General features: G+C 33.1%; 16 protein-coding genes. 12 read left to right on the top strand and 4 right to left on the bottom strand.

Going from position 1 to position 21394, the window contains the following annotated elements:
- Window positions 1-2: 2 nt before the first annotated feature.
- Window positions 3-1256, bottom strand: a complete 1254-nt coding sequence (gene fabF / locus ABD077_RS03110) for a beta-ketoacyl-ACP synthase II (protein ID WP_343910394.1) — start codon at window positions 1254-1256, stop codon at window positions 3-5.
- An 18-nt stretch (window positions 1257-1274) separates the two neighbouring features.
- On the bottom strand, window positions 1275-1508 hold the full coding sequence (locus ABD077_RS03105; RefSeq protein ID WP_027394586.1) for an acyl carrier protein: 234 nt from the start codon (window positions 1506-1508) through the stop codon (window positions 1275-1277).
- A gap of 179 nt (window positions 1509-1687) precedes the next feature.
- On the opposite strand from ABD077_RS03105, the gene purN reads away from it, so the two are divergent.
- From purN to ABD077_RS03090, 3 genes are all read left to right on the top strand, one after another.
- Window positions 1688-2266 carry a phosphoribosylglycinamide formyltransferase gene (gene purN / locus ABD077_RS03100; RefSeq protein WP_343910391.1) on the top strand — a complete coding sequence of 193 codons (579 nt, stop codon included), beginning with the start codon at window positions 1688-1690 and terminating at the stop codon, window positions 2264-2266.
- Between the two features lie 43 nt (window positions 2267-2309).
- A complete protein-coding gene (locus ABD077_RS03095; protein ID WP_299609868.1) occupies window positions 2310-2945 on the top strand; it encodes a ribonuclease H1 domain-containing protein in 636 nt (211 codons plus the stop codon).
- Between the two features lie 105 nt (window positions 2946-3050).
- Window positions 3051-3656 (top strand): START domain-containing protein, encoded by a 606-nt coding sequence (locus ABD077_RS03090; RefSeq protein WP_343910387.1) that lies wholly within the window; start codon window positions 3051-3053, stop codon window positions 3654-3656.
- Window positions 3657-3758: 102 nt separating this feature from the next.
- On the opposite strand, the gene ABD077_RS03085 is transcribed toward ABD077_RS03090, so the two are convergent.
- The gene (locus ABD077_RS03085) at window positions 3759-4817 is read right to left on the bottom strand and encodes a matrixin family metalloprotease (RefSeq protein WP_343910385.1); all 1059 of its coding nucleotides are present in this window, start codon (window positions 4815-4817) and stop codon (window positions 3759-3761) included.
- 272 nt (window positions 4818-5089) lie between these two features.
- On the opposite strand from ABD077_RS03085, the gene ABD077_RS03080 reads away from it, so the two are divergent.
- Window positions 5090-6019, top strand: a complete 930-nt coding sequence (locus ABD077_RS03080; RefSeq protein ID WP_343910383.1) for a PfkB family carbohydrate kinase — start codon at window positions 5090-5092, stop codon at window positions 6017-6019.
- A 104-nt stretch (window positions 6020-6123) separates the two neighbouring features.
- Window positions 6124-8022 (top strand): amidophosphoribosyltransferase, encoded by a 1899-nt coding sequence (locus ABD077_RS03075; RefSeq protein ID WP_343910381.1) that lies wholly within the window; start codon window positions 6124-6126, stop codon window positions 8020-8022.
- 268 nt (window positions 8023-8290) lie between these two features.
- Here ABD077_RS03075 and ABD077_RS03070 read toward each other — a convergent pair whose 3' ends face one another.
- Window positions 8291-8899, bottom strand: a complete 609-nt coding sequence (locus ABD077_RS03070; protein ID WP_343910379.1) for a superoxide dismutase — start codon at window positions 8897-8899, stop codon at window positions 8291-8293.
- A gap of 198 nt (window positions 8900-9097) precedes the next feature.
- On the opposite strand from ABD077_RS03070, the gene ABD077_RS03065 reads away from it, so the two are divergent.
- The 7 genes from ABD077_RS03065 (at window position 9098) to ABD077_RS03035 (ending at window position 20991) form a co-directional block, all read left to right on the top strand.
- Window positions 9098-12250, top strand: coding sequence for a UvrD-helicase domain-containing protein (locus ABD077_RS03065; RefSeq protein ID WP_343910377.1), 3153 nt, complete (start codon window positions 9098-9100; stop codon window positions 12248-12250).
- Between the two features lie 284 nt (window positions 12251-12534).
- Window positions 12535-13929, top strand: coding sequence for an OmpA family protein (locus tag ABD077_RS03060; protein ID WP_343910375.1), 1395 nt, complete (start codon window positions 12535-12537; stop codon window positions 13927-13929).
- Window positions 13930-14004: 75 nt separating this feature from the next.
- Complete coding sequence (locus ABD077_RS03055) at window positions 14005-16740, top strand: PD-(D/E)XK nuclease family protein (protein WP_343910373.1); 2736 nt, start codon at window positions 14005-14007, stop codon at window positions 16738-16740.
- Window positions 16737-17585, top strand: a complete 849-nt coding sequence (locus ABD077_RS03050; RefSeq protein WP_343910371.1) for an alpha/beta hydrolase family protein — start codon at window positions 16737-16739, stop codon at window positions 17583-17585. Before ABD077_RS03055 ends, ABD077_RS03050 begins: the two co-directional genes overlap by 4 nt.
- A 57-nt stretch (window positions 17586-17642) precedes the next feature.
- A complete protein-coding gene (locus tag ABD077_RS03045) occupies window positions 17643-17930 on the top strand; it encodes a hypothetical protein (RefSeq protein ID WP_343910369.1) in 288 nt (95 codons plus the stop codon).
- Window positions 17931-18013: 83 nt separating this feature from the next.
- On the top strand, window positions 18014-20407 hold the full coding sequence (locus ABD077_RS03040) for a TonB-dependent receptor (RefSeq protein WP_343910367.1): 2394 nt from the start codon (window positions 18014-18016) through the stop codon (window positions 20405-20407).
- An 11-nt stretch (window positions 20408-20418) separates the two neighbouring features.
- Complete coding sequence (locus ABD077_RS03035) at window positions 20419-20991, top strand: type 1 periplasmic binding fold superfamily protein (RefSeq protein ID WP_343910365.1); 573 nt, start codon at window positions 20419-20421, stop codon at window positions 20989-20991.
- Window positions 20992-21394: the final 403 nt, after the last annotated feature.

Raw genomic sequence — 21394 nt, 5'->3', positions numbered from 1 at the left:
TATTATTCGTCTAATTTTTTAAATAACACACATGCGTTATGACCTCCGAAACCAAAAGTATTACTCATAGCGTATGTAATTTCACGCTTTTGAGCTTTGTTTAAGGTCAAATTCAATGTAGGGTCTATGTTTTCATCCACAGTAGTGTGATTGATGGTCGGAGGCACCAAACTATTTTGCATTGCAAGTATAGAAGCAATGGCTTCGATAGCACCTGCAGCACCTAATAGGTGTCCGGTCATAGATTTTGTTGAATTTATATTAATGTTCTGCGCGTGATCACCAAATACCTTAGTAATTGCTTTTAATTCTGCAACATCACCTAATGGTGTGGATGTTCCATGAGTGTTTATAGCATCTACTTGTTCTGGTTGAACACCTGCATCTCTCAAACAATTGAGCATTACACGCTCTACTCCTATTCCATCAGGATGAGGAGCTGTCATATGATATGCATCACTAGACATACCACCACCTACAACTTCTGCATAGATTTTAGCACCTCTTGCCTTTGCATGTTCATATTCTTCAAGAATTAGAGCACCACCACCTTCTCCTAATACAAAACCATCTCTGGTTGCATCAAAAGGTCTGGAAGCAGACTCTGGACTTTCGTTTCTTGTAGAAAGTGCGTGCATAGCATTAAATCCTCCCATACCAGCAATGGTCACAGCTGCTTCACTTCCTCCTGTAACAATGATATCACAATGCCCTAAACGAATATAATTTAAAGCATCTATCATTGAATTTGCAGAAGAAGCACAGGCTGAAACAGTAGTATAGTTTGGTCCCATAAAACCATTTCTTATAGAAATATGTCCTGGAGCTATATCGGCGATCATTTTTGGTATAAAGAAAGGATTGAAACGAGGAGTTCCATTTCCATTAGCATATCCAATAACTTCTTCTTGAAAAGTTTCTAATCCACCTATACCAGCACCCCAGATGACACCCACTCTGAATTTATCAACCTTCTCAAGGTCGATAGCAGCATCTTTTATAGCTTCTTCAGAAGCAACAATAGCGTACTGCGCAAATTTATCTAATTTGCGTGCGTCTTTTCTATCAAAATAGTCTGTGGGATTGTAATTTTTGACTTCGCAAGCAAATTTAGTCTTGAAATTTTCAGTATCAAAATAAGTAATAGGAGCGCATCCGCTTTTACCGTTTGCTAAAGCATCCCAATACTCTGAAATATTGTTACCGATGGGCGTTAATGCCCCTAGTCCTGTGACTACAACTCGCTTAAGATTCATATAATGTTGTGAAGTTATTTACTTTGCGTCTTCAATATAAGATATTGCTTGACCAACTGTTGCAATGTTTTCAGCTTGATCATCTGGAATTTGAATATCGAATTCTTTTTCGAATTCCATAATCAACTCTACAGTGTCTAACGAATCAGCGCCTAGGTCATTTGTGAAGCTAGCCTCAGTTACAACCTCATTTTCGTCTACTCCTAATTTGTCAACGATTATCGCTTTTACTCTTGATGCAATGTCTGACATAATGTTTAATTTTAATTTTTTAATTAGGTCGCAAAAATAAAAAACTTTATTTTAAAACCCCATAATCCTCTAAAAATGTATTTGTATTTTATCAAATATATGGAAGTATTGGCTTTTTGCTGCCTAAAAATGGATAATAATTATTTTTTTTGTGCTCTCTAAACTAACACTCTATAACTATGAAGCGTATTGTAATTTTTGCTTCCGGATCCGGTACCAATGCCGAAAATATTATTAAGTACTTTCAAGAACGCAAGAATGCCGAGGTAACACATGTGTTCTCTAACAACCTGCGTGCCAAAGTTTTAAAAAGGGCTCATGACCTTAAAGTAAAGGCGTTGCACTTTGACAAAGAGTCATTTTATGGTTCTAATGATGTATTAAATGTGCTAAAAGATGCCGAACCGGATATCATTGTATTGGCAGGCTTTTTATGGATATTTCCTAAAAAAATCATTGATGTTTTCCCAGATAAAGTGATTAATATTCATCCTGCATTATTGCCAAAATATGGAGGAAAAGGGATGTATGGAAGTCATGTACACGAAGCGGTTATTAGAAATAAGGAAAAAGAGAGTGGTATTACCATTCATTTTGTAAATGAACACTACGATGAGGGTGGAATTATTTTTCAGGCAGAAACTGCTATAGACGAAAAGGATACTGCAGAGGATTTGGCAAAGGCTATCCATACTTTAGAATATAAATACTTTCCTGTCGTTATAGAAAAGGTTTTAGGATTAAGAGAGGAAATCTGATAATCAGTTTTAATTTAAAAGTACATTTATAGTTATTAGAAACATGGCTAAAAAGGAAAAGTTTTATGTCGTTTGGGAAGGGCACAAGCCTGGGATTTATAACAAATGGGATGATTGTAAAGCTGCTGTAAAAGGGTATGCAAATGCTAAATACAAATCTTTTGAATCTTTTGACCTAGCCAAAAAAGCTTATAATGGGAATTATGAAGATTATAGAGGAAAAAGCAAGCCAAAATCTTCTTTAACTCCAGAACAATTATCAAAAATTGGAGAGCCTAATTTGTATTCTATTGCAGTTGATGCGGCTTCTAGTGGGAATCCGGGTAAAATGGAATACAGAGGTGTAGATACTCAGACAGAAAAACAACTTTTTCATCAAGGTCCTTTTCCTCAGGGGACAAATAACATAGGTGAGTTTTTGGCGTTAGTGCACGGTCTTGCATACCTTAAAAAGAAAGGGAGTGATCGGATTTTATATACGGATTCTAAAATAGCGATGGGTTGGGTAAAACAAAAAACTTGCAAGACCAAACTAAAGAGAAGTTCTAAAAATAAACAAATGTTTGATTTAGTTGATCGGGCGATCATATGGCTTAAAGAAAACACGTATACAACGAAAATTGTTAAATGGGAAACAAAAGCTTGGGGTGAGATCCCAGCGGATTTTGGAAGGAAATAAATTCCTATTTAACCTACTTTAACAAGGCCCTTTTGTAATTCAATTTATTCTTTTTCTACTAAATCATTATCGAGTAGTGAACCTAATGATTTAGAAATGAAAAAAATGAATATCAAAAATATATCTTTCTTTTTATTCATTTTGATTCCGCTAACCATATGGAGTCAAGATGATTGGAGTCTTTCTAAGGATAGTGAAGGAATAAAAATATGGGTTAGAAATTATGAAAATAGCCGATATAAAGAATATAGAGCGGTAACATCTATTAAAACTACGTTGGATAAGGTAATGCAAGAGTTGTTAACGGCTCCACGGTATAATCACAACTGCGAAGATGGAGTTAGTCATTTGGTTAAGGTATCTGACAATAAAGACTATATTTTTTATGTAAAGAATGATTTTCCTTGGCCTATGACGGATAGGGATGTGGTTTCTAAATTAAAATTGAATAAGATTTCTAATAATAGAGTAGAATTAAGTATTAGTTCTGCATCAACAGAGGTTCCAGAAGTAAAAAATACACTTAGAGTTCAGGAATTGGTAGGACATTGGCTATTAGAAGAGAAAAATGGTTATGTTCAAGTCACTCAACAACTTTATGTTAACCCTGAAGGCACTTTACCTTCGTTTATCACGAATTCATTATTAGTACTTGGACCATTTAGAACTTTTAAAAATCTTAAAAGTACCTTAGAAAATCTAAATTCTTGAAGAATCAACGTTTAAATTAGAATTATATTTCGAAGGTAAACTTGATATAAAAAAAGCTCTAGATCTGTATCTAGAGCTTTTGTATGAATTATTCTTTGTTTTTTATGCACCGCAAGGTCCTAGATTACTCCATCCGGTACTAGTTCTTTGATAAAGAGTTCCGTTATAAGTTACTTGGTCACCAACAGAATACGATGTGTTTCCGTTATAAGGAGCTACACCGTCACAAGGATCCGAGCTACCACATTCACCAAGATTACTCCACCCAGTACTAGTTCTTTGGTAAAGTGTACCGTTATAAGTTACTTTATCTCCTGTAGAATATGAAGTGTTTCCGTTATAAGGTGCTACACCCGCGCAGATATCTCCAGAATCTGGAAATGGATAGATTGTTCCAATAAATGCTTTATCAGTTGCAGATAATTGCGAGTTTGATCCTACGGCAACTCTATCAAGAGTATGTTCTGCAGGAATTGGATAATGCATAATTGATAATGGATCATATTCACTATAATTACTGATACTTGCATCATAACGTCTAAAAAGATTGTTGTCTACTTGAGCTTGTGACCAGTAATTAGGAGCACCAGCATAATATGCATATACAGCATCTTTATCCCAGTTAATTCCAGCAACAGGATTTTGATGTTCATGGATTAATCCTAAAGCATGACCAAACTCATGAATAGTTGTTCTTCTAAATTCAGTATCACTAGTGCTATCGTTAAACCATCCAAAGTGCATACTATGTGCATAACTATTAGAATCTGTTCCTAGGTATGACCAAGAACCTGCTTCATCGGCATATTGTCCTTCTCTAAAGGCAATTTTTATATTGGCACTTCCAGAGGTAACCCATTGGAATTTTAAATTTGCATACTTTTCCCATTCAACTGCATACTGTCTTACTTTGGATTGTACAAAACTATTTCCATTTAAAAATTTTACACGAATAGTTTGTCCAGTTTCCCATTGTTTAGCCTTTACACTAGTTGCCTTAGCACCATTAGGAGCATCCCATTTAGCAATACATACATGTGCAGATTTTGAAAAGTCGATTTCGTTCGTCTCTAATACATCTTCTGTGTCTTTCTCACAGTTAGTTAGAGAAAAGGAGATTAGGGCAGCTAGCGCAAGTCTAGCTATCTTACTTTTTTTCATAATTATGTTGAGTTTATGTTAAAGTTATGACAAATTTAACATTATTTTAGTAGGAACACAAGTTTTTTTGAAAGAAAAGAAGTTTTTAACATAAAATCATTATGGCGTATCCGTAGAAACTATTTAAAATAAATATGAGCCGCAATGTAATATAAAAAAGGTTTAAACAAGGCTTTTTGTTGCATAAAAAACGGCATCATATCTAAGTAATAGTTTTAAAGTTTTTAGTAAAAAGTAAAGCGTATATTTGCAAAAAATTATTACGCTATTTTATGAGTAAATTACTTATTGTAGGTTCCGTTGCTTTTGATGCTATTGAGACACCTTTTGGCAAAACAGATAAGATATTAGGCGGAGCGGCTCCGTACATTGCACTTTCTGCTTCCAACTTTAACATTCCATCTGCAATAGTTTCTGTGGTAGGAGAAGATTTTCCTAAGGATTATTTTAAAACATTAGAAGCAAAAAATATTGATACATCTGCAATAGAAATTGTAGAAGGAGGTAAAACTTTTTTCTGGAGTGGTAAATATCATAATGATTTGAATTCTAGAGATACCTTAGAGACACAACTAAATGTATTGGCAGATTTTCAACCAGTGGTTCCAGAAAATTATAAGGATGCAGAGATTGTGGTATTAGGAAATTTAAATCCCTTGGTACAGCTTAGTGTTTTAGAACAGTTTAAGGAGAAGCCTAAATTGGCCATTTTAGATACTATGAATTTTTGGATGGAGGATGCTTTTATAAATGACTTGCATAAAGTTATTGCTAAAGTAGATGTTATTACCATAAATGATGAAGAAGCTAGACAATTAAGTGGAGAGTACTCTTTGGTTAAGGCTGCAAGAGCAATAGAGAAAATGGGTCCTAAATATGTGGTAATTAAAAAAGGAGAACATGGGGCTTTATTATTTCATAAAGACCAAATTTTCTTTGCACCAGCATTGCCATTAGAAGAGGTTTTTGACCCTACGGGAGCAGGTGATACTTTTGCAGGAGGTTTTGCAGGGTATTTAACCAAAACAGGAAACCTTTCTTTTGAGAACATGAAAAATGCGATTATTCACGCATCCAATTTGGCATCGTTCTGTGTAGAGAAATTTGGAACGGAAAGAATGGAAAATTTAGAAAGAGACGAAGTTCAAAAACGACTTAAGCAATTTAAAGAGCTAACACAATTCGAAATAGAATTATCATAGTTTACCATAAATAGCCCTTTTCGATTTTAGTAAGGGCTTTTTTTAATTAATGATTTATTTAGAGTAAACCTACTACAACACAACAATAGAATTTTTGGAATACAATGAGTGATGCCTTAAAACATGAATGCGGAATAGCATTTATAAGATTACTGAAACCATTAGAGTATTATAAGGAGAAATATGGTAGTGCATTTTACGGAGTTAATAAAATGTACCTCATGATGGAAAAACAGCATAATCGCGGACAAGATGGTGCTGGTTTTGCAAGTATTAAATTAGACAGACCACCAGGAGAAAGATATATAAGTAGAGTTCGATCAAGTGCTTCCCAGCCTATTCAGGATATTTTTTCTCAGATTAATGATCGAATTAACAAAGAGTTGGTAGAACATCCAGAGTATACGGATAATGTTGATTTACAAAAAAAGAATATACCGTATATAGGAGAAGTTCTTTTAGGCCATGTACGTTATGGGACTTTTGGCAAAAATAGTGTAGAAAGTGTGCACCCTTTTTTAAGGCAAAATAACTGGATGCATCGTAATCTTATCGTCGCAGGTAATTTTAATATGACAAATAATAATGTCTTATTTGAAAATCTAGTGAGATTAGGGCAGCATCCTAAGGATCATGTGGATACCGTAACAGTAATGGAAAAAATTGGTCACTTTTTGGATTCTGAAGTTGCCAAGTTATATAAAAAGCTTAAGAAAGAAGGATACAGTAAAGTAGATGCTTCTCCACAAATCGTAGAGCGATTAAACGTTGCTAAAATTTTAAAGAAATCTTCTAAAGATTGGGATGGAGGGTATGCTATGGCAGGAATGTTAGGTCATGGAGATGCATTTGTTCTTAGAGACCCAGCAGGAATTAGACCAGCGTATTACTATCAAGATGATGAAGTAGTCGTGGTTGCTTCCGAAAGACCTGTTATTCAAACAGTGTTTAATGTTCCTTTTGATCAGGTAATCGAATTAGACCCTGGTAAAGCAATTATAGTTAAGAAAAATGGAAAAACATCTATAAGTAAAATTATAGATCCGTTAGAACGAAAAGCTTGTTCTTTTGAACGTATTTATTTTTCTAGAGGTAGTGACGCAGAAATATATAAAGAACGAAAGAATCTTGGTAAGCTTATTATGCCACAGGTATTAAAAGAAATAGACCATGATACCGTAAATACTGTATTTTCTTTTATTCCAAATACTGCAGAAACTTCATTCTACGGAATGGTAGAAGCCGCCCAAGACGAACTTAATAAACAAAAGAACGAGACGATTCTTGCAGAAAAAGATTCATTGACTGATGAACGTTTATCCGAAATACTATCTGCAAGATTGAGAACGGAGAAATTGGCAATAAAAGATGCTAAACTCAGAACCTTTATTACCGAGGATAGTAGTAGAGATGATTTAGTTGCGCATGTATATGATGTTACCTATGGGGTAGTAAAGTCGGAAGATAATTTAGTAATTATTGACGACAGTATAGTTAGAGGAACGACGCTTAAAAAGAGTATTATCAAAATGCTCGATAGGTTAAAACCAAAAAAGATTATAGTGGTATCCTCGGCACCACAAATACGCTATCCAGACTGTTATGGAATTGATATGGCCAGACTAGAAGGTTTAATTGCTTTTAAGGCTTCTTTAGAGTTATTAAAAGAAAATGGTAATTATAGATTAGTAGAAGAAGTTTATAAAAAGTGTAAAGCACAAGAAAACTTAGCAGATGAAAAAGTTCATAATTTTGTAAAAGAAATATATGAAGGGTTCACAGATCAGGAAATAAGTGATAAAATTGCAGAACTTTTAAGTGATGAGACTGTTGGCGCAGAAATAAAAATTATCTATCAAACCGTGGACAACCTTCATAAGGCATGTCCTAAAAACCTAGGCGATTGGTACTTTACTGGAGATTATCCTACTGCAGGAGGGAATCGAGTTGTAAATAAGGCATTTATAAACTTTTTCGAAGGAAAAGATGAAAGAGCCTATTAAAAAATAAAATATCTTGTTGTTAAAATCAGTTAATTTGTGTATTTCAACAAGTATTTTGGCTTTTCATCTAAAACATTTTTCCACATTGAAATAACGCTTTATATTAGCAGAGCCATAGCATAAGTAGGTTAAGTTCATGGTAGATTTGGGGCAAAAAAAGGTGGACTTTCCACCTTTTTTTATTTTAGAACATTTTGTAAAAATTGATATATAAAAAAGAGTCATAACATTATTATGACTCTTTTTGTTTTGTAGTATATATTAGATATTACTTCCCTTGAGCATATCTAGTAGAAACTTCATCCCAGTTGATTACATTAAAGAATGCACTAATATAATCTGGTCTGCGATTTTGATAATTTAAGTAATATGCATGCTCCCATACATCTAAACCAAGAATTGGAGTTCCACCACAACCTACATTAGGCATTAGTGGATTGTCCTGATTAGGAGTTCCGCATACTTCTACTTTACCTCCTTCATGAACACATAACCATGCCCATCCAGAACCGAATTGTGTTGCTGCAGCTTTAGAAAAAGCATCTTTAAATGCATCAAATGAACCAAAAGCGCTATTGATAGCTTCTGCAAGTTCTCCAGATGGAACTCCTCCTCCGTTCGGAGACATTACTTCCCAGAATAAGCAGTGATTATAATATCCTCCACCATTATTTCTAACAGCACCGTTAGACATATCAAGGTTGATAAGGATATTTTCTATAGTCTTGCCTTCTAAATCTGTACCGGCAATAGCAGCATTTAATTTACTTGTATATCCAGCATGATGCTTATCATGATGAATTTCCATTGTTCGTGCGTCTATATTAGGTTCTAATGCATCAAAGGCATAGTTTAATTTTGGTAATTCAAATGACATAATCTATTTTTTAGTTAATAAGAAAAATGAAACCAAAGTTAGGAATAAGAGTTATGAATAAAAATTAATATTTGTTATAAATTAATTAAATCAAAATTTTTACATTCCATTAATTAATATTGTAGTCTAATTCATTTTTACGAGTGATTCCTGTTTGAAAAATAGTCTTTTTTGATACTTTAGTAAAAAAACAAGCTATTGAATTCTAAGTACCCTTTTACAATTTATAATGCTGCTGCTGGAGCTGGAAAAACCTATACTTTGGTTAAAGCTTACCTAATAGCTCTTTTAACAGGAGAATTTAAGGATACTTATAAGAATATTTTGGCAATTACTTTTACAAATAAGGCAGTTGCAGAAATGAAAACAAGAGTTTTAGAAAATCTTGTTGGAATAAGTCAGGAAAATCCAGTAGCTAAATATGAATACTTATTAAATGATATTGTTCAGGAAACAAAAATTGAACAGCATATCATAAAACAAAAATCAGATAGAATTCTCAAAAGTATTTTACACAATTATGCTGCTTTTGATATTGTCACTATTGACACCTTTACTCATAGAGTTATCCGCACTTTTGCTCGGGATTTAGGGATTCCTATGAATTTTGAAATTGAAATGGATACAGAATCCTTGATTGAAGAATCCGTGGATGCTGTTATTGCTAAGGTTGGTGACGATAAAATGTTAACAGATATTATTATCGATTTTGCGCTTAGTAAATTGGAAGACGATAAAAATTGGGATATTACTGTAGAATTAAACAAAGTAGCGCGCTTATTGTTTAGTGAGAATGATAGAATGCATCTGGATAAACTTGCTCAAAAAACCTCTGAGGATTTTGAAAGTTTTAAGAAAAGTCTGGGACAAAAAATTTCTAAATTAAAAACGGATATTATCTCGAGTTCTGAGGATGTTTTACAAAAGATAGAAGAGCAAGGTCTAGAACATAAAGATTTTACTAGAGGATCAATTCCAGGGCATTTTAAAAAATTAGCAGAAGGAGACATAAAAGTTGATTTTAAAGCCGCTTGGAAACAAAATATTCATTCTGCGTCATTCTACAATGCTAAATTAGAGGATGATAAAAAGAGAAGTATAGACGGTCTTCGGGATGATATCGAACGTGCTTTTTTAGGCACAAAAGAGCAAATAGTACATATAAAGTTGTATGATAATATTATCAGAAATTTAATTCCCCTTTCTGTACTAAATCTCATTAATAAAGAACTTCAGGAAATAAAAAAAGAAAGAAGTATTTTATTAATTTCTGAATTCAATAAAATTATTAGTGAAGCTATCCAGGATCAACCAGCACCTTTTATTTACGAACGCCTTGGAGAACGATATAGAGATTATTTTATAGATGAATTCCAAGACACTTCCGAATTGCAATGGAATAACATAATACCTTTAATTGATAATGCTATTTCTTCAGAAACGTTAAGCGGTAAGAGAGGGCAAGTAACAATTGTTGGAGATGCTAAACAAGCAATTTATAGGTGGAGAGGTGGAAAAGCAGAACAGTTTATTGATTTGTCATTAGATCATAATCCGTTTTCAGTACAAGAAAAACAGGTCCTAAATTTACCAAGAAACTATCGGAGCCATCAAGAAATCATAAAATTCAATAATGACTTCTTTACTTTTTTATCGAATGATTTTAGTAATGATCTTCATAAAAAATTATATCTATTAGGAAATAATCAAGAGTACAATGCTAAGAAACAGGGTTTTGTACATCTTTCTTTTATTTCAGCCAACAATATTGCGGAGGAGAATGAGGTTTATCCCGAAAAAGTATATGAGTATGTTTTAGAGCTGCAAGAAAAAGGATATCTGCTAAATGAGATTTGTATTTTAACAAGAAAACAAAAAGAGGGGACGTTAATAGCAGATTTTCTAACGGAAAAAAGTGTTCCGATTGTTTCTTCCGAAACTTTGTTGCTTAAAAATGATCCAAGAGTTGGTTTTATAATTAATATGCTCACTTGGTTCATATATCCCCATGAACTTTCAGCTAAAACTAATATATTATATTTTATTGCAGAGCAATATTGTATAGAACAAAAACATAGTTTTTTTGATAAACTGATTTTTAATAGTCGGCAGGAATTTTGTGATGAATTGAAGATTTTAGGAATTGAATTTAGCTTTTATCAATTAGAAATTAAACCTTTTTACGAAGCGGTAGAATATATCATTAACTCTTTTGAATTATCTAAGGTATCACCCGCTTATGTTCAGTTTTTTTTAGACACGGTTTTTGGATACACTCAAAAGCAAGCCGAAGGTATCATTGGTTTTTTGTCATATTGGGAACAGAAAAAGGAAAAGCTAAGTATCATAGCTCCCGAAGGAGAAGAGGCGATTCGAATTATGACCATACATAAATCCAAAGGATTAGAATTTCCTTGTGTTATTTATCCATATGCGAATATCGATATATATAGAGAGATTGAACCTAAAACTTGGTTGTCAGTATCAAAAAAAGACTTCAATGCTTTCGAAGAAGTTTTTATAAGTTATAACAAGGAATTATCAGAACTTGGAACTAAAGGAACAAAAATAGTTCAAGAACGTCAATCGCAATTAGAATTAGATGCATTTAATCTCTTATATGTTGCATTAACAAGAGCAGAAGAACAATTGTATATTATTTCTAAAACTGAAATAAATTCTAAAGGAGAAACCAATCCTAATAAATTTTCTGGTAAGCTTATCAATTATCTAAAACATATTGGTAAATGGAATGATGAAGAATCTATTTATACTTTTGGAATTGATGAAAAACCTTTTCAAGAAGAACAATTAAATATTGCTAAAACAAAAAACTTTACGCTTAGTAATCTACAAAGTTCCAGAAAGAAATATAAAGTAAATATTGTTACCAATGCTAGCAAGCTTTGGGATACGGATCAAGAAATGGCTATCGAAAAAGGCAATATCATTCATGAAATGATGGCTTCTATTGTTACTCATGGAGATATAGATAAAGCGGTAGAAAGGGCCTTCGAAACGGGAGTAATTAATCATTTGGAGAAGAGTTCAATATATAATGACATTAAAAAGGTGATAGAACACCCTAATTTACGTACATATTTTTCTGAAGGATATACTATACTAAATGAAAGAGATATTATTTCAGGAGGTAATATATATAGACCAGATAGAGTACAAATAGATTCTGAGAATAAAGTGACAATACTGGATTACAAAACAGGAGAATATAATTCGGCGCATTCAAAGCAAATAGAAACTTACGGTTTTCTCCTTCAGGAAATGGGATATGAGGTTGAAAATAAGATTTTAGTGTATTTCAACGATAAAATCATTCTAAAATATGTATAATTAACAATTATTTTCGCAATTACTAGTAGAATTTTACTGATAAAAAATATTTTTATCTTATAATTGTAGCGTAATTAAGAAAATTATAGCTTTAAATTTTACTTAATTAGGTGGTTTTTTTCACATTTGAGGGGTTCACGAATAGGTAAAATTAAACCTTAAAAACTTCGCAAAGGTCGATATACACTGGCCTATTAAGAAAAATTTATTAGTTTTGTCTTTGACAGTAATTTTTAACATATTACATTTGCTCTAATTAACACTTAAAAATTAAATTATTGAATATGAAACATCTTAGCAGATTTTTAGTGGCTTCGTTATTAGTACTTGGGTTTAGTACTGCGAATGCACAGGATGAAAACAACCCTTGGGCTGTATCGATTGGCGTTAATGCTGTTGATATATTTCCTACCGGAGGAGATTTACCTGTACAAGGGGAGATCTTTGACGAGTTTTTTAACGCTAGTGACCACTGGAATATTCTTCCATCTGTTTCTAAATTATCGATTGGAAGATATATAGGAGATGGATTTACATTTACCGTTGCAGGTACAGTTAACAGAATTGAGAAATTTGGAGAGACAGCTGAAGGTATTGATCAAACCGTTGATGATTTATCATACTACGCTGCTGACGGTAGAATTAGCTACAGCTTCAAAAACGCTTTAAAATCTAAATGGTTCGATCCTTACTTAGGTGTAGGTGGAGGTTACACTTGGGTTGATGAAATCGGTGCTGGAACTTTAAATGGTTCTTTAGGTGTTAATTTGTGGTTAACTGAAAATTTAGCTTTAAACTTACAAACAACATATAAGCATGTGTTCGAAGATTATGAAATCGGAAACTATCCTCCTACTCACTTCCAACACTCTGCTGGTTTAACTTTCGCTTTCGGAGGAAAAGATACTGATGGAGACGGTGTTTTTGACAAAGATGATGAGTGTATCGATGTTCCTGGTTTAGCAGAATTTAACGGATGTCCTGATACTGACGGTGACGGAATCACTGATGCTAAAGATGATTGTCCAGATGTAGCTGGTACTGCAGAATTTAACGGATGTGCTGATACTGATGGTGACGGAATCCCTGATCCTAAAGATGAGTGTCCTACTGTTGCTGGTTTAGCTAACTTAAATGGATGTCCTGATGCTGACGGTGATGGAATCACTGATTCTAAAGATGGTTGTCCAAACGAAGCAGGTCCTGCTGCAAACAACGGATGTCCTTACCAAGATAAAGATGGTGACGGAGTATTAGACAAAGATGATAACTGTCCAGATGTTGCTGGTACTGTTGCTAACAACGGATGTCCTGAAGTAACTGAAGAGATCCAGAAAACATTAAATGAGTATGCTGCTCAGGTATTATTTGATTCTGGTAAATCAACTATCAAAGATCAGTCTGTGAAAGTACTTAATGATATCATCGCTATCTTAAAAGAGTATCCTACTGCTAAATTTACTGTAGAAGGACATACTGATAGCCAAGGTGCTGCTAAAGCTAATCAGAGATTATCTGATTCAAGAGCTAACGCTGTAAAAACTTTCTTAACTGAAAATGGTATTGATCAGTTTAGATTATCTGCTGTAGGTTATGGAGAAGAAAGACCAATCGCTTCTAACAAAACTAGAAAAGGTAGAGCTCAAAACAGACGTGTAGAAATCAACTTAGTAAAGTAACTATTCTTTAGTAAGTATTAATAAATACATATATAAAACGTCCCGATTATTCGGGACGTTTTTTATTTTTAGTAAGTGGATAGTTTTTTAAAAGAAGTCATATCGGAGATCGAAAAAAAGAATGATCATGTAAGTGATCTTATTTTTATTCTTCCTAGTAAAAGAGCAGGACTTTTTCTCAAACGTGAATTATTAAAAAGGCATGTAGATAAAACATTTTTTGCTCCGATTATATTAAGTATAGAAGAATTTATTACAGAATTATCGGGTTTACGCCAGATAGATGCTATCCAAACATTGTTTGATTTTTATGAAACTTATCTTACAACACATACACATCTTGATAAGGAAAATCTAGAAGTATTTAGTAGTTGGGCGCAAACACTCATACAGGACTTTAATGAAATCGATAGATATTGTATAGATCAAAAAAGCTTTTTTTCTTATCTATCCAGTATTCAGGATTTGAATCATTGGTATCTTCAAAAGGAGAAAACAGAACTCATACAGAAATACATAAGTTTTTGGAACAATCTATATGATTATTACAACAACTTTAAAGATAAGCTTTTGAATAGGAAGGTTGGTTATCAAGGTTTGTTGTATCGAAGAGCTTCAGAAAATATATTCGATTATATAAAACATGCTGAGCAAAAACATATTTTAGTAGGCTTTAATGCCTTAAATAATGCAGAGCAGATTATTTTTCAATCCCTGTTAGAAGCTAATATTGCTGATATATATTGGGATGCAGATTCGTTTTTTGTAGACAATAGATATCATGAAGCTTCCTTGTTTTTAAGAGATTATAAAAACAACTGGAACTATTACAAAGAACATCCTTTTAAATGGATACGGGATAATTTTTCATCGAATAAAGAGATTAATCTTATTGGTGTTCCTAAGAATGTGGGGCAAGCAAAGTTAGCAGGTAAAATATTAAACGGTATCCCACAAAAAGACCTGGAAAAAACAGCATTGGTATTAGCAGATGAATCATTGTTGTTACCTGTACTTAATTCATTACCAGATTCTATCGATTCATTAAATATAACCATGGGATTGCCGTTAAAGGAGGTTCCCGTTTCATCTTTTTTCGAGTTACTATTTGCCCTTCATAAAACAACGCACCCTAAAGGATTGTATTATAAACTAGTTTTAGAAGTATTAAATAATCAAGCTTCGCAATGGTTATTAGGAAATGTAAGAAACCATCTTATTGGTAAAATTACCAAAGAGAATTTAGTATATATATCATTAGAAAAGCTTCAAAGTGATATAGTAAAATCTAAAGAAGTCGTTATAGAATTGCTTTTTTCTCCTTGGAAAAATGCACAAGAAGCTTTAGCAAATTGTAGAAAAATTATTCAACTATTGAAAGGTAACCTAGACAAGGAGCAAAATTCGATGGAGCTTGAGTATGTCTATCATTTTCATCTTGTATTTAATAGATTACTGACACTTTGCAGTACATATCAATATGTGAATACAATAGCATCTTTATATTATTTGTACAAAGATGTTGTGAATTCAGACACACTGGATTTTAGAGGCGAGCCTTTTAGAGGCTTGCAGCTAATGGGGATGCTAGAATCACGATGTTTAGATTTTGAGACGGTAATTATAACTTCTGTTAATGAAGGGGTGTTGCCAGCTGGAAAAAACATGAATTCTTTCATACCTTATGATCTTAAAAGGGCATACAATTTGCCAACATATAAGGAAAAAGATGCAATTTATACCTACCATTTTTATCGCTTAATTCAGAGAGCTAAAAAAGTATATCTCATTTATAATACCGAGGACGAAGGAGTTGGGGGAGGAGAAAAAAGTAGGTTTGTGTATCAATTGGAGATAGACAAGATTGATAATCATAATATATCCAATTATATAGCATCTTCCGAAATACCTAAATTACAAGCAGAACCAATCACTATAAAAAAAGACCAGGTTATTCTTGCTAAAATAAAGGAATTAGCGCTTAATGGATTATCTCCCTCTGCTTTGACTACTTATATTAGGAATCCTATAGACTTTTATTATAAATATATATTAGGAATTCAGGAAAGTGATCAGGTAGAAGAAACGATTGCGGCAAATACTTTAGGTACAGTAATTCATAACGCACTGGAAAATCTATATAAACCCTTAGAAAATAAATTTGTTTCTGTTCAGGATATTAAGGCAATGATAGGTCAGATTGATACGGAAATTAAATACCACTTTCGTAAAGAGTATTCGAAATTAGATATTACACAAGGTAAAAATTTGCTAATTTTTGAAGTAGCTAAGAGGTATATCTATAATTTTTTGAAGTCTGAAGAGAAGCTATTAACATCAGGATCAACACTAAAAATTATTGCAATTGAAAGTAACTTGAAAACACAGCTTATGATTCCTGAGCTTGATTTTCCTGTTTTTATAAAAGGAAAAGTGGATCGTATCGACGAATTGGATGGAGAATTGAGAATTATTGATTACAAAACCGGAAAAGTTCAAAAAAGCGATGTAGTATTAATGGATTGGAACATGCTTACAGAAGATTATAAATACAGTAAGGCTGTACAAGTATTGGCATATGCTTATATGCAATATAATGAGAATAATGTATCAGAACCTTTTAAAGCAGGAATCATTTCATTCAAAAATCTTAAAGAAGGGTTTTTGAAATTTGGAACTAAAAGATCAGTAAGAGGTAAAGTAGATTATGAAGTTACATCCGAAGTATTTCAAGAATACTTACTCGAACTCAAAAAATTGATCTCAGAAATCTCTAATTTGGATCTTCCCTTTATAGAAAAAGAAATATGATAACAAGAGTAAAGAATCAGATAGTACAAGGAAAACATAACAAACCAATTCTTACAGATGTATTTTATGATGATACGAAAAAGGAACAAGCTGTAGTGATTTTTTGTCATGGCTATAAAGGCTTTAAAGATTGGGGAGCTTGGGATTTAGTTGCGGAGAATTTTGCAGAAGCAGGTTTTTTCTTTATAAAATTTAATTTTTCTCATAATGGGGGAACCATCAAAGAACCTATAGATTTTCCTGATCTAAATGCATTCGGAAAGAATAATTATCTGATCGAGTTAGATGATCTTTGCTCGGTGTTAGATTGGGTTGCCGCTTCAGGTTCTTTGTACAAAAAGTTTATCAATACTCAAAAAATCATTCTCATAGGGCATTCCAGAGCTGGTGGGATTACGGCAATCAAAGCTTCAGAAGATATAAGAGTTTCAAAATTAATCACTTGGGCTAGTGTTTCTGATTATGAAAGTAGGTTCCCAAAAGGAGAGGTATTTGATCGTTGGAAGAAAGAAGGAGTATATTATATAGAGAATGGGAGAACGAAGCAAAAAATGCCACACGAATTTCAGTTTTATACTTCTTATGAAGAAAATAAAGAAAGACTTACTATCGCTAGGGCTGTAAAGAACATTAGAATCCCTCATTTGATTATTCATGGTACTGCCGATCCTACAGTTGATGTTCAAGAAGCAAAAGAAATACACACATGGAATCCAGAAAGTGAGTTATTCTTGGTTAATGAAGCAGATCATGTTTTTGGTGCAAAACATCCTTGGAACCACCATAAAATGTCTAAAGATTTAACAATAATTACTGAAAAATCCATAGAATTCACTTCATTTTAACAGGAATTGGGGTTAAAAAATAAAATCTATTAAAGTTTTTTTCGTTTATTTGCTGTCATGAAGTCAAATAAACACATAATTGCGTCCGTTTTTCTGGCACTTTTTTGTGTAATTCAGTTAGCAGAATTGCACATAATCGGTCATGAAGATACAGATTCTGAATGTGCATTGTGTTTGTTAACTTTAGATCAAGCAGAAGATGATTATGTTTTATTTTCTTCTGATATTGATATCCCAGAACCAAAAGTGGTTTCTTGGGGTATTGTTAAAACAAATTATGTAAACAGATATTTTGATTCTTATTTTGGATGCTTACCAACCAACAAAGCTCCTCCTGTTGTATAATACCTCTATGTCATAATATCCACCATTATATCTTGGATATTACCCTCTTGTATTGATAGCAAGTTTCAGTTTTATTTTTACCCATGAAAAGATACACATTAGTGTTAGTATCGATTTTAGGGACTCTTATTTCGAAAGCTCAGGATTGTACAATTAGTATTTCAGGAAGAGTAATCGATTTTCATGATGGTGTCCCCCTAAAAGATGCAACTATTACATTTAACGATCAAACCATTGTCACTGATAAAGATGGAAATTATATAATTTCTGATCTATGTCCTGTTGCGTATGCTTTTACCATTTCGCATCCAAATTGTAATTCGCAAGTGATTACTCTAGACGTAGCTGAAGTAACTAAGAAAGATTTCTATTTAGAACACCATTTAGACGAATTGCAAGAAGTAAAAGTTTCTGGTAAAAAGCGTACCAAAACATCTTCTGCTCAAGAAGAGACAATAAGTAAGGATGTTATAGAGAAATATAGCAGTGCAGCCCTAGGAGATGCTCTTAAGGAAATTACAGGGGTTTCATCGCTGAATACTGGTTCTACTATTGTAAAACCAATTATACAAGGTTTAAGCGGAAGTAGAGTGCTAATAATGAATAATGGTGTTCGAATGCAAGATATGGAATGGGGAGATGAACATGCCCCCAATGTAGATATCAATACAGCAGGCAACCTTACTGTCGTTAAAGGAGCAGCAGCACTGCGCTATGGAGGAGATGCTATTGGAGGTGTTATAGTTATGGAGCCTAATAAAGTTCCTGCAAAAGATACATTAACAGGAAGAACAATCATTACAGGTGCTTCTAACGGAAGAGGAACAACGGTTTCCTCTGAAATTATAAAAGGATACAAATCAGGATGGTTTTTAAAGGCACAAGGAACCCTAAAACAGTTTGGTGATGTAGAAGCTCCTGATTATGTTTTGTCTAATACAGGTATTTTTGAGAGAGGTGGATCTTTATCTTTTGGAAATAATAAATTTACTAATGGATGGGATGTGTATTATTCTTACTACCAAAATGAAATAGGCGTTCTGGCGGCATCTCATATTGGAAATGCAGATGATCTGATAGAATCAATAAATAGCGGACAACCTTCTGTGATAAACGATTTTACATATACCATTGATAACCCAAAACAAGACGTCACCCATCATTTGGGGAGACTGCGCTACTTTAAACGCTTCGAAAAATTGGGCAAATGGACCACACAATATGATTTTCAACATAATCAGCGTTTTGAGTTTGATATTAGACAAACGGAAGAATTAAGAAAAATACCTAGTTTAGATTTAGAACTTACTACACATACACTTACTTCTGATTTCGTATTGGATTCTAAATTTGATTACAATTTAGATTTCGGATTATTAGTACGTTATCAGGATAATTTTGCCGATCCCAGCACAAGAGCAAGAAGGTTAATTCCGGATTATGATAAATATGATGCGGGATTATTCGTAACTGGGAAATACAACCTCAATGATAATGTAACTATCGATGCAGGGGTTAGATATGATTATAACCAAATAGACGCTAAAAAGTTTTATATAAAAACTAGATGGGAAGAGCGAGGTTATGACCAAGAGTTTAATGATCTTATCATTGCTGATGAAGGTACGCAATGGCTTACAAATCCTAAATTTGAATATCATAGCATTTCAGCAACAATAGGTTTTAATTATGTTTTTGGAGAAAGCTATGAACTAAGAGGTAATTATGCATTGGCTCAAAGAGCTCCGAATCCTGCTGAACTATTTAGTGATGGTTTGCATCATTCTGCTTCCAGAATAGAATTAGGAGATTTAAGAATAGAACAAGAGACTTCTCACAAAGTTTCATTTTCTTTTCAAAAGAGTGATGAAAATTGGGGTTGGGAAATAGCTCCATATGCTAATTTTATTAATGATTATATTGTTTTAGAGCCCACCGATGTAGAATTGTCGATTAGAGGAGCATTTCCAGTTTGGGAATATAGACAAACAAATGCTAGGTTATTAGGAATTGATGCTAAACTGAATAAAAAATGGTTTCCTAATTGGAAAACCAACCATAGTTTTTCTTTAGTAAAAGGGCGAGATATTGAAACAGAAATTCCTCTGATTAATATACCAGCGGCTAATGTAAGCAATGCACTAATTTTTCATAAAGAGAATTGGAATGACCTAGTAGTAAGTCTAGAAAGTGAATATACATTTAGACAAAATGAATTTCCAGACAATATCATGGTTTTTTCACCACAGGAACAAGAAGATGTGCTTCTAGAAATTAATACACCACCAAGTGATTATCATCTTTTGCATCTAAATGCAGATATGACAGTACCGTTTATTAAACAGAACAAATTAAATATTGGTGTTACCATAAATAATATTACTAATAATAGATATAGAAACTATTTAAACCGTCAGCGCTTTTTCGCGGATGAAGTGGGGCGGAACTTTTTATTGAGATTAACTTTTAACTATTAAATTTTAAAATGATGAACACACGTAAATTTTTATCAATGTTAGCAATTGCAGGCTTATTCGCATCTTCATGTTCAGATGATGATGACAACCCTGTTGTAGTAAATGAAGAAGAAGTAATCACAACAATGACAGTTACTTTAACGGCGGGAACAGATGTAGTTACTTTAACATCACGTGATCTTGATGGACCTGACGGACCTAATGCACCAGTTGTAGAAGTATCAGGATCTTTAGCAGCGAATACTACGTATACAGGTGCGATAGAATTACTAAACGAAAGTGAAACGCCAGCTGAAGAGATTAACGAAGAAATAGAAGAGGAAGCAGATGAGCACCAATTCTTTTTTGAAGTAGCAGGTACTCTTAATGCTACAGCTGCAGCTACTGATACTGAAGCTGACTATCCACCATTAACTGGTACAAATCCTGTAGGATTAGCTTTTGAATTAGTTACTACAGTTGCTAGTACAGGTAGTTTAACTATTACCTTACGTCATATGCCTACAAAACCAAATGATGGAACTTTAGCTGATGCTGGTGGAGATACTGATATTGCTCAGTCTTTTGATCTTACTATCGAATAATAATTAGATACCATAATCATCAAAGCTATTACAGATTAGTTGAGTTTGTTGCAAAACAAACTGTTTATCAAGTCAAGGCTCTTGAGGAGTAGTTACCTCGAGGGTCTTGATTTATCTTACCAAAAACACAATTAAAATTGAAACAGTATAAATCATACGTATAAATAATAAAGTTGAGTTTGTGTATTTATTATTAGTACAGATTTGTTTCAATTAAAACCCTTAGTATAAAAAATATTAAGGGTTATTTTTTGAGGAATTTTTAACCATTATAAGTAAGATTCGGCATAAACTTTGCTTAAATTTTATTAAAAAATTAATAATTTTTTGGGTTTGTAGGTAAAAAAAACTGAGAATATGGTAACAAAATGGCTGCAAAAGATACTAATATATAGTAAACGCT

Source organism: Aquimarina litoralis, from assembly GCF_039523995.1.
In the GTDB taxonomy this organism is placed as follows: domain Bacteria; phylum Bacteroidota; class Bacteroidia; order Flavobacteriales; family Flavobacteriaceae; genus Aquimarina; species Aquimarina litoralis.
This window is presented reverse-complemented; position numbering and strand designations above follow the sequence as displayed.

What these genes read in the sequence shown, in the direction of transcription:
- ABD077_RS03045 (WP_343910369.1), top strand. Translation starts at nt 17,643, where the DNA reads ATGAAGTCAAATAAACACATAATTGCGTCCGTTTTTCTGGCACTTTTT.
- ABD077_RS03070 (WP_343910379.1), bottom strand. Translation starts at nt 8,899, where the DNA reads ATGTCATTTGAATTACCAAAATTAAACTATGCCTTTGATGCATTAGAA.
- ABD077_RS03090 (WP_343910387.1), top strand. Translation starts at nt 3,051, where the DNA reads ATGAATATCAAAAATATATCTTTCTTTTTATTCATTTTGATTCCGCTA.
- ABD077_RS03060 (WP_343910375.1), top strand. Translation starts at nt 12,535, where the DNA reads ATGAAACATCTTAGCAGATTTTTAGTGGCTTCGTTATTAGTACTTGGG.
- ABD077_RS03035 (WP_343910365.1), top strand. Translation starts at nt 20,419, where the DNA reads ATGAACACACGTAAATTTTTATCAATGTTAGCAATTGCAGGCTTATTC.
- ABD077_RS03105 (WP_027394586.1), bottom strand. Translation starts at nt 1,508, where the DNA reads ATGTCAGACATTGCATCAAGAGTAAAAGCGATAATCGTTGACAAATTA.
- ABD077_RS03040 (WP_343910367.1), top strand. Translation starts at nt 18,014, where the DNA reads ATGAAAAGATACACATTAGTGTTAGTATCGATTTTAGGGACTCTTATT.
- ABD077_RS03075 (WP_343910381.1), top strand. Translation starts at nt 6,124, where the DNA reads ATGAGTGATGCCTTAAAACATGAATGCGGAATAGCATTTATAAGATTA.
- purN (WP_343910391.1), top strand. Translation starts at nt 1,688, where the DNA reads ATGAAGCGTATTGTAATTTTTGCTTCCGGATCCGGTACCAATGCCGAA.
- fabF (WP_343910394.1), bottom strand. Translation starts at nt 1,256, where the DNA reads ATGAATCTTAAGCGAGTTGTAGTCACAGGACTAGGGGCATTAACGCCC.
- ABD077_RS03085 (WP_343910385.1), bottom strand. Translation starts at nt 4,817, where the DNA reads ATGAAAAAAAGTAAGATAGCTAGACTTGCGCTAGCTGCCCTAATCTCC.
- ABD077_RS03080 (WP_343910383.1), top strand. Translation starts at nt 5,090, where the DNA reads ATGAGTAAATTACTTATTGTAGGTTCCGTTGCTTTTGATGCTATTGAG.
- ABD077_RS03050 (WP_343910371.1), top strand. Translation starts at nt 16,737, where the DNA reads ATGATAACAAGAGTAAAGAATCAGATAGTACAAGGAAAACATAACAAA.
- ABD077_RS03095 (WP_299609868.1), top strand. Translation starts at nt 2,310, where the DNA reads ATGGCTAAAAAGGAAAAGTTTTATGTCGTTTGGGAAGGGCACAAGCCT.